General features: G+C 40.1%; 10 protein-coding genes. 2 read left to right on the top strand and 8 right to left on the bottom strand.

Annotation, left to right across the window (positions count from 1 at the left end; all coding sequences use genetic code 11):
• Positions 1-648 (bottom strand): DUF4158 domain-containing protein (locus tag KOD92_RS26295; RefSeq protein WP_215236592.1); only part of this gene is annotated, 648 nt, incomplete at its 3' end.
• 119 nt (positions 649-767) lie between these two features.
• Here KOD92_RS26295 and KOD92_RS26290 point away from each other — a divergent pair.
• Positions 768-1,382 (top strand): recombinase family protein, encoded by a 615-nt coding sequence (locus KOD92_RS26290; RefSeq protein ID WP_215236591.1) that lies wholly within the window; start codon positions 768-770, stop codon positions 1,380-1,382.
• 37 nt (positions 1,383-1,419) lie between these two features.
• On the opposite strand, the gene KOD92_RS26285 is transcribed toward KOD92_RS26290, so the two are convergent.
• Genes KOD92_RS26285 through KOD92_RS26275 form a run of 4 tightly spaced genes read right to left on the bottom strand, consistent with a single transcriptional unit; the run spans position 1,420 to position 3,035 of the window.
• Positions 1,420-1,830 (bottom strand): bleomycin resistance protein, encoded by a 411-nt coding sequence (locus tag KOD92_RS26285; RefSeq protein WP_215236590.1) that lies wholly within the window; start codon positions 1,828-1,830, stop codon positions 1,420-1,422.
• Between the two features lie 18 nt (positions 1,831-1,848).
• Complete coding sequence (locus tag KOD92_RS27500) at positions 1,849-2,058, bottom strand: GDCCVxC domain-containing (seleno)protein (protein WP_139012237.1); 210 nt, start codon at positions 2,056-2,058, stop codon at positions 1,849-1,851.
• A 6-nt stretch (positions 2,059-2,064) separates the two neighbouring features.
• Positions 2,065-2,652, bottom strand: coding sequence for a mercuric transport protein MerTP (merTP, locus tag KOD92_RS26280; protein ID WP_215236589.1), 588 nt, complete (start codon positions 2,650-2,652; stop codon positions 2,065-2,067).
• A complete protein-coding gene (locus KOD92_RS26275) occupies positions 2,649-3,035 on the bottom strand; it encodes an ArsR/SmtB family transcription factor (RefSeq protein ID WP_215236588.1) in 387 nt (128 codons plus the stop codon). Before KOD92_RS26275 ends, merTP begins: the two co-directional genes overlap by 4 nt.
• Before the next feature lie 178 nt (positions 3,036-3,213).
• On the opposite strand from KOD92_RS26275, the gene KOD92_RS26270 reads away from it, so the two are divergent.
• Positions 3,214-4,077: a DUF5712 family protein gene (locus KOD92_RS26270; RefSeq protein ID WP_215236587.1), complete on the top strand. Its 864-nt coding sequence runs from the start codon at positions 3,214-3,216 to the stop codon at positions 4,075-4,077.
• Positions 4,078-4,158: 81 nt separating this feature from the next.
• Here KOD92_RS26270 and KOD92_RS26265 read toward each other — a convergent pair whose 3' ends face one another.
• The 3 genes from KOD92_RS26265 to KOD92_RS26255 all read right to left on the bottom strand — a co-directional run bounded on the left by KOD92_RS26265 (position 4,159) and on the right by KOD92_RS26255 (position 6,926).
• Positions 4,159-4,608 (bottom strand): hypothetical protein, encoded by a 450-nt coding sequence (locus tag KOD92_RS26265; RefSeq protein WP_215236586.1) that lies wholly within the window; start codon positions 4,606-4,608, stop codon positions 4,159-4,161.
• A gap of 155 nt (positions 4,609-4,763) precedes the next feature.
• Positions 4,764-5,195, bottom strand: coding sequence for a hypothetical protein (locus KOD92_RS26260; RefSeq protein WP_215236585.1), 432 nt, complete (start codon positions 5,193-5,195; stop codon positions 4,764-4,766).
• A 327-nt stretch (positions 5,196-5,522) separates the two neighbouring features.
• Entirely contained in the window at positions 5,523-6,926 is a 1,404-nt protein-coding gene (locus KOD92_RS26255; RefSeq protein WP_215236584.1) for a TlpA family protein disulfide reductase, read from the bottom strand.
• Between the last annotated feature and the right edge of the window lie 110 nt (positions 6,927-7,036).

Here is a 7,036-nt window from a genome sequence, read left to right as displayed (position 1 = left end):
TACCTGGCAAAGCCACCGATGCAAAGTAATACCACGGAGAATATCCAATTCTAAAATTTGAGTCAGCCTGGTTTTCATATCTTCGGTTAAAAGCAAACTGAACCTGCGGTATGTTTCCTGGTGCAGCTGTTCATCCAGACTCCCTACAATTCGTTCCAATGTTCCAATTGATGGTCTCAAAATTCTTTCCTGTCCAAGCTTTAAACAAACTTGCCCGAGCAATATGGCTTCATTATCATGCTCCATACCTTTGTTTAAAAGCCATGGCGCTAGCCAGAGTTCATCCATGGGTTGCCATCTACGGAACTTCAAATATCTTAGTACCAGATTCAAGTGTTCTGTTCTGGTTGCATCCCTATTCCCGTATAGTGCTAATCGTTCAATATTGATATTTAGATGATCACATACCATTGCAGCTACATTTGCCGGAATCTGTACTTGCCATTTGTCGGGAAGAAAACCCATGAAGCGCACAATACCTGTTTGAAGGGCGATCGCTAGCCGGTTATGTTCCCCTCTGAATGATTTAAGAAAAATTTTATCATGATGCGATATTTGAAAAAATTGCATCAAGTCATATTCAGATATTTCCATGGGTACCCGCTCGTAGCGTTCACGCTGCGCCTGGTTTAAAAATAGTGATGCCATATGAAAAACAGTTATCAAAAAGGGTATCAAAATCTACCACGCTTGAAATAGGTTTAAAGCTTGTTTTTTGATATCAAAAACTATCTTTGTAAAGGAACTCCTTTTTGATAGGCAATTAAATGAAAAACCAGGTAATTCAAACCAAACGGGTAGCACTATATGCAAGGGTATCCACCCAGGATAAAGGACAGGATCCAGAAACTCAGTTAACCCAGTTAAGAGAATACGCATCCAGGCGTAACTTTGATGTCATTGGGGAATTTATAGACTATGCATCCGGAACAACCCAGGACAGGATCCAGTATAAATTAATGATGGCCGCGGCCAAAAAGAGAAAACTGGATGTGGTTTTGGTTTGGCGGTATGATCGGTTTGCACGTTCAACCCAGGCACTGGTTAATGCAATGAAAGAATTTCAAAGCATGGGTATCGACTTTATATCCTATCAGGAAAATATTGACACCACCACACCAACCGGTGAGCTGATATTTCATGTGATGGCTTCCCTGGCTCAATTTGAAAGTTCGCTGATCAGTCAAAGGGTAAAAGCCGGTATGGCCAGGGCAAAAGCACAAGGAAAACGTATTTCGCGGCCGACTATATCAATAGATCGGCAAAATGAAATTTTTGAATTACAAAAGTCAGGGTTATCAATGAACAAGATTTCTAAACAGCTAGGGATAGCCTATGGAACTGTTTACAACTACCTATCAAAATCAAAAGATACAGTTTGATTGCGTTACTTTAAGCTCAATGTTGGCCTGGGTTTTTCTAAATCTCCTCATAAAAAGTTAACAGATTACGATGGAGGTCAAGTGCTGGAAATTCCCGGTCGCCCCATGGTTGCTCTTCCACAACAGTTTCGGCGTCATATATAACGCCTTGCTTTTTATATTCTTCGTACAACTCATCAATACCTTTGACTTCAATCCGGCAACTGGCAGTGCCTGCCAGAAAGCTCTCGGCCCCACTGCAAATTGGATCTGCAACCAAGGCTAAGCCCTTGTTCTTCCAGCTCTCATCCGAAGATGCCCATAAATGGATCTCAATTTCATCGCGGACTACCTTGGCAAAGCCGTCGTCATAATATGGTGCCGTGAAACCCAATTTTTCAGAATAAAACTTTACGGACTCTTCAATATTTTGAACAGGAAGGGCCGGAATTGTTTTCATCATTTTCATGGCATTGATATTATATTGTTAGGCACAGCATGACTTGTTCATTTGTATCGGTGGGCACTTCACCGTTCCATAGGTGCAAAATACACAGCAATCACCCGCAGCTGGCCTTAGCAATGTCTTGCAATTTGTGCACTCGTAAAAGTACATACATGCATTAACCGGCATCGTTTCAGCGTATTTGGTATTGCAGTGCGGGCAGGAAATTACAGATTCTAATATTACATTCATAACTGCCTAGTTTGTTTCAACGACTTTATATCCGGTAGCATCGACTGCTTTTTTAATTGCTGCCAGTGATGTTTTTGTACTGTCGTACTTAACGGTTGCATTGCCTTTTTTGTACGACACCTGAACCTGCTGTATGCCTTTTAATTTATTGACTTCCTGTGTGACATGATGTTCACACCCTTCACAGGTCATCCCTTTAATTTTTATAATGACTGTTTGCCCTTTCTTGGAAATGGGTTGTTTTACTTCCTGTTTCTGATGATAGACTAGTCCAGAATAACTCGGGAAAGTAATGAGTAATACTGCTGCAAGGGTTACCATGCTTAAAAACTTTTTGGTTTGCATAAATGGTTTGTTTACAGGTTCGCAATTACATGAGGCTTCGGAAACTGGTTTTAACTGCTGATACCAGGCAAAACCCAAAATCAATACAGTACCAACAATAAAATAAGGACGTGCAGGCACAATCCAATCAAAAGTTGTTGCCAGGCTGCTTGTCCCGGCCACCATGGCCAGTAACGGTGTGATACAACAAACAGAACTTGCCAATGCAGTAAGAATACCGGCATTAGCGGTAACTTTGGGTGCTTTCATACTGCTATACTTTCTTGATTGGGAATATGAATAAATAATTGGTTGATGACATCTGCCTGATCAGGTATGATCGAATAAAAAATGGTTTGTCCGGATTTTCGGGTACGTACTAAGCTGGCATCCTTTAATTTACGAAGATGTTGAGAAACAGCCGGAACCGTCATATGCAAAATATCGCTTAAATCGCAAGGACAAAGCTCATTCTGCTGCTGGAGAAGATAAAGTATTTTTAGGCGGGCATCATTTCCAGCAAGTGCATAAACCTGAGATAATCGGGTAAAAGCGTCTTCATTTTCAAATAATATTTCCTTACATACCTGGATCTGCACCTGATCAGCGAACAAACGGATACAGCTACTGGCTTGATCTAACTCTTTTTCCATATTTGCCTATGATTTTAGACAAATATAATCATATTTAAGTATTTGCTTAAATATGATTTTTCTGAAATATTAAAGATCCCAAAAATCGGCTCACACTCGTAGATAATAACGGATTGACTGTAAAGCTTCCAGATGTTAAATGGTAGCGCTATAAACTAGTAACTTAGTTTCTTAGCGTATGTTTTCGCCCATTTGTAACGAAAACCTCAATATTACCGCCAGTGAAACAGGCGGCAATACCGGCAGCTGCGGACAGCTGACCGATTACCTGGAAAAGGAAAATCAGAAGCTGGGCAAAAAAGAGTTGTGGTTTGACCAGGGGCGTGATGATATCGGGCCTGACCAGGTTAAAACTGGAATAGATCAGAACGTGGCCAAGCTTAAAAAGGCAGAAGCTAAATTTTACCTAATTAATATTAGCCCTTCCGGAAAGGAGCTCGACCATATTGGCAATGATCCGCAAAAGCTGAAAGCCTTTGCACGTGAAGTGATGAAAGAGTATGCAGAAAATTTCAATAAAGGACTATCTGAGCAGGATATCAAGTACTACGGCAAGATCGAATACAACCGGTATTACACCCATGAAGATCCGGAAGTAAAACAAGGCATCCGGAAACGTGGCCAGGCGAAGGAAGGCCAGCAAATGCACGCGCAGCTGATCGTGAGCCGCAAGACGGCAGACAACGGCCGGCTGATTAGCCCCATGACCAACCACCGGGGGAGCAACGCCGGCCACAGCCAGAAATTTGGGCAGTTTGATCGGCTGGATTTTACGGAGCGCTGCGAGAAAGCTTTTGACCGAACGTTTGGCTATGAGCGTGAGCTAACAGAAACCTTCCAATACCGAAAGGTGATGCTAAATGGGACAGCCATGCAGCGCGCCGATATGATTGTGGCCGACCGGAACCACCAGGCGAAGCAAGCCAAAGAGCAGACCCAGGCTTTTGAGCAGAACAAAGGGGAAAAGAAGGACCTGGCACAACAGCCGGAAATTAAGCCCCGACAAGAGCAGAAAAAGCGAGGTTTTGGGTTTGGGATGTAAAAAGAAATTATTTCGGAATGCTGATGAATTAAACCTACAAAAAAGCTTCAATAAAGCAGTAAAGACCTTTTTCGTATTTGGCTATTGCATCTGCACATAGTAATATTTCAACGTGTCAGCAGATCCTTCAAGCTCAGGAAGATAAGCAGATGCTTCGAGGGTTGTTGCTTTACCCAGCTCTCTGTATATTTTGTAAAACCGCTTAATTCCACCTCTATAATTAACTAATACCGTCATTTTTTTTGCATCTGAATCGGTTCCGGGAATTCGGCTCCATACATAAGTAGTATCAAGTATATTATCTCTAAAAATCCGGTCATAGTCGTTTTCTTGGTTATTGCCACACTCCAAGGTCTCTGAGTAGCCGATTTGCTCTCCAACCTTTGTTTGTGTGGAGCTGACAACTTTTTCCAGTTTCCACTTACCAACTAGGTGACTAGAAATCGGACCAGCGGCATCAAATCCCTTTTGTCTTTCACAACCTAAGAAGATTGTCATTACGAGGAAAAGTAGCCAGATGATGTTTTTCATATATTTTTTATTAAGGTCTTATTCCAGTTATCATGTGCAAATTAGCATCATAAGTTCGCCCATTAGGGGCATGAACCAAAAGCAAACCAATCATTAAAAGCAATATAGATATTGGTTTGTAGATTACCCAAACTGAGAGAGAATTGACCTGGCGATTACTTTTCTATAAACCCATACTCACCAAAAGCCTGATAGCTTGAAAGTTGGTACGGAGATAAAGAACATTCCCTATCTGTTGGGTTCAGCTTAAATTGGAATTGATTGCCATTGTGAATTGCCATTGTATCTACGTCTTTTAAATCCACAAAAACACGTACTAAACTTGTATAATAAACCCCATTTACTGTATCAGCGCCAAGAGGGAAAATCATGTTAGTATTAGGCAACACAGTTTCCGGCATGTTTATGTCCATAAGCCAGACCTGTTGCGTATTATTTGCACATTGGTCACTGCCAACAATTTTTCCGCGAGCATCTATATGCCTTAATCGTGTATCGCAAGCGTCACATCCAACAATTGCCAAAGTCAAAAGGGCAAAGGGGAATATTCGGGGTATTAAATTTTTAAAAATGAGTTGTATTTCCATAGCCTTTGTCAAATAAGAATTCGAGTTAAACTCATTGATAACTATGACACTAAAAAACCTGTTATTGTTGTAGGGATCAAGAGCTATATTTAAAAAATGCAATCCCTTACTTTTCCCTTTTGTTCTCAAAGCCAGCACAAAACCCAGAACCGGCCTGGTGAGTTTGTATAACAGATTTTATGTTAAACAACAAAACACAGAACAAGGGGGTCAGTGGCTTTTTGGCGAAGTTCTTGGGATAGTACAAGGAGATGGGACTTTTCCCATTTGTTCTTGTATGTGACATAGCAAGGAATCAAGCTTCTCTCTGGGCTAAGCTAATATGTGCTATTGTGCTTTCCATTTCTTAATCAAGGTATACCAACTGAAAGTATCGGACAGCCTGGGAGAGTCCAAAGCTAACATTTCCCCTTTTGGGCCCAGGACAATCGTACGAGGTATACCACCCAGATTAATTAATTTGCCAAGTGGCGAATTATGGGAATCTGGCAACAAGAACTCGTTGGAGTCGAAATTGTACTTTTTAAGTGATTCTAACCATTTAGGTTTTGATTCATCGATGGATAAGCTCAAAATAGCAACATTATTTTCTTTGAACAAATCTAATGTACCACTACCTCCCTGCCTGTCAGCAATACATGGTCCACACCAACTCGCCCAAAAATCAACGACAATGATTCCATTGGTATTTAATAGATCATTTAACGTTATGGACTGATCAGAGGGAGTTTTTAGTAGCGTACGCAACACGCTATCATCGATTACAACGTTATGAATACCTATTTTTTTCTGAAATGCAGATAAATTGGATTTATAAATGTACTCGTCGTCTAACTTCTCATATGCCACTGTGCTCAAGCTATCAATTAGTTTTAGGTTAAAGCCGCTTTTAGTCTCTCGATAGTATTTTCCCAGTGTGAATACCATGAACCTACCGTGGTATTTATTATCTAAATATTTATTACTGATCTTTATGTGAGCTACAAGCCTTTCTTCGTTCGTCGATAGATCGTCAGTTTGAAATGATACGTAATTTACCACGAACTCTTTCCATGTGTTGTTGTTTTTTAATGCGTAGGTAGTGTGATCGCTCTGGGCATATTTAAAACTATTGCTTTGTTCAAATTGGCTAAGATAATCTTTGGGAACTGATCTCTTAGCAATTCGTTTATTTGCAGTCGAGTAAAGTAGATTTAAATATCTGCATGTTAGCACATCGTTTACATAATCTGCTAACGGCTTCGTTGGTGAAAGTGCCGTTATAAGGCTGTCGCTAATCTGTCTGTTTTTTGAAAAATTTTTATGTAAGTCTTCTCTGAACAAAATCCAGTTGTTACTATACTTTTCTTCCAATGCAGGAGGTATGATCATGCGAGTACGCAGAATAGAGAAAAAAGTATAGTTATTTCTATTCTTCCCGCTGGCTGAAAAAATCCTGGACCCATCAGTAATTAAATTTATTGAGTCTCCCGGTGTTATAAAAATTGGCGCATCGATAAGCAATAGCTCTCTGGGTTCAGCGATTTGCAGTTTTAAGACAAATGTGCTATCAGTTTTATTGATAGTCGCTTTACTAAATATTACATCATCTTGTAAGTAAAGGTCAAATTCTCGAATAAAAATACTTGGATAATCATTGGTAATTTTACCTGAAATTAAAACGGACTGTCTGTCAGCCTTGGAAGGTGTTTGAATTACAATCATCAAAATAATGAGCATTATAAGCTTCATGGGAAACATAATTTTGAGTTGATTGATGGCACTTTGAAAGTGCTTTTCATACGCTGTAATTTCAATAGGATCAGCTTTATATTATTATAGTTGCAATATATAAGAAAACT

The sequence above is a fragment of the Dyadobacter linearis genome, from assembly GCF_907165045.1.
In the GTDB taxonomy this organism is placed as follows: domain Bacteria; phylum Bacteroidota; class Bacteroidia; order Cytophagales; family Spirosomataceae; genus Dyadobacter; species Dyadobacter linearis.
The sequence above is the reverse complement of the archived record's forward strand: the minus strand, read 5'-3'. Positions and strand labels throughout refer to the sequence as shown.

Coding starts and splice junctions, on each gene's coding strand:
- KOD92_RS26260 (WP_215236585.1), bottom strand. CDS start 5,195: ATGGAAATACAACTCATTTTTAAAAATTTAATACCCCGAATATTCCCC.
- KOD92_RS27500 (WP_139012237.1), bottom strand. CDS start 2,058: ATGAATGTAATATTAGAATCTGTAATTTCCTGCCCGCACTGCAATACC.
- KOD92_RS26275 (WP_215236588.1), bottom strand. CDS start 3,035: ATGGAAAAAGAGTTAGATCAAGCCAGTAGCTGTATCCGTTTGTTCGCT.
- KOD92_RS26255 (WP_215236584.1), bottom strand. CDS start 6,926: ATGAAGCTTATAATGCTCATTATTTTGATGATTGTAATTCAAACACCT.
- KOD92_RS26290 (WP_215236591.1), top strand. CDS start 768: ATGAAAAACCAGGTAATTCAAACCAAACGGGTAGCACTATATGCAAGG.
- merTP (WP_215236589.1), bottom strand. CDS start 2,652: ATGAAAGCACCCAAAGTTACCGCTAATGCCGGTATTCTTACTGCATTG.
- KOD92_RS26270 (WP_215236587.1), top strand. CDS start 3,214: ATGTTTTCGCCCATTTGTAACGAAAACCTCAATATTACCGCCAGTGAA.
- KOD92_RS26265 (WP_215236586.1), bottom strand. CDS start 4,608: ATGAAAAACATCATCTGGCTACTTTTCCTCGTAATGACAATCTTCTTA.
- KOD92_RS26285 (WP_215236590.1), bottom strand. CDS start 1,830: ATGAAAATGATGAAAACAATTCCGGCCCTTCCTGTTCAAAATATTGAA.